This window comes from Pseudoduganella aquatica, assembly GCF_009857595.1.
Taxonomy (GTDB): Bacteria; Pseudomonadota; Gammaproteobacteria; order Burkholderiales; family Burkholderiaceae_D; genus Rugamonas; species Rugamonas aquatica_A.
This window is the reverse complement of the sequence record NZ_WWCU01000106.1, coordinates 1-997: the sequence shown is the minus strand read 5'-3', so window position 1 is coordinate 997 and position 997 is coordinate 1. Positions and strand designations below refer to the sequence as shown.

The 997-nt window shown below is 74.9% G+C and carries 2 protein-coding genes; both read right to left on the bottom strand.

Features of this window, described 5'->3' with window-relative positions; all coding sequences use genetic code 11:
• On the bottom strand, positions 1–295 hold a 295-nt coding region (locus GTP77_RS29730), incomplete at its 3' end, for an ABC transporter permease (RefSeq protein WP_187358901.1).
• Positions 289–981 carry an ABC transporter ATP-binding protein gene (locus GTP77_RS29725; RefSeq protein WP_161075746.1) on the bottom strand — a complete coding sequence of 231 codons (693 nt, stop codon included), beginning with the start codon at positions 979–981 and terminating at the stop codon, positions 289–291. The genes GTP77_RS29730 and GTP77_RS29725, both read right to left, overlap by 7 nt.
• Positions 982–997 lie beyond the last annotated feature (16 nt).

Sequence of the window (997 nt, the reverse complement as noted above, 5' to 3'; positions counted from 1 at the left end):
CGGCCGCCACCGCCCGGATGCCGCCGATCTGCGCGGCGATCGCATCGGCGTCGGCTTCGCGGAACGCCGGCGCGCCGCCGCCGCCCGGCCCCACGCGCTGGCCGGGGCGCACCATCAGCAGGTTGCTGCCCAGGCTGGCGATCTGGTCGTGCACGGCCCGCGTGGCGCCGTTGCCCAGCGTGACCATGGTGATCACCGCCGCCACCCCGATCACCACCCCCAGCATGGTCAGGCTGGAGCGCAGCAGCGTGCGGCGGATCGCGCGCAGCGCCAGCAGGACGGCGTTGCTCAGCATGGCGCCGCCGCAGCGGCGCTGTCGCTGTCGACGCGCCCGTCGCGGAAGCGGATCAGGCGGCCCGCGTAGCGCGCCATGTCCGGTTCATGCGTCACCATCAGCACCGTGATGCCGGCGTCCCGGTTGAGCCGGCACAGCAGTTCCATGATTTCGCCGCTGCGCTGGCTGTCCAGATTGCCGGTCGGCTCGTCGGCCAGCAGCAGCGACGGCCGGGTGACCACGGCGCGCGCAATGGCCACGCGCTGCTGCTGGCCGCCGGACAGCTCGGCCGGCGTGTGGGCCTCCCAGCCGGCCAGGCCGACCTCGGCCAGCGCCTGCGCGGCCAGCGCATGGCGGCGCGCGGCGCGCTCGCCCCGGTACAGCAGGGGCAGCTCCACGTTCTCCTGCGCCGAGGTGCGCGCCAGCAGATTGAAGCCCTGGAACACGAAGCCGATAGCCTGGCGGCGCAGCCCGGCGCGCTGGTCGCGCGTGAGCGCGCCGGTGTCGCACTGGCGGAACAGGTACCGGCCCGAGGTGGGCGTGTCCAGGCAGCCCAGGATGTTCATGGCGGTCGACTTGCCCGAGCCGCTCGGTCCCATGATGGCGACGAACTCGCCCGGGGCGACGTCGAAGCTGACGCGGTCCAGCGCCAACAGCGCCGCCGCGCCGCGCCCGTAGCGGCGCGACACCGCGCGCAGGCTGATCAGCGGCGGCCCGGGCGCC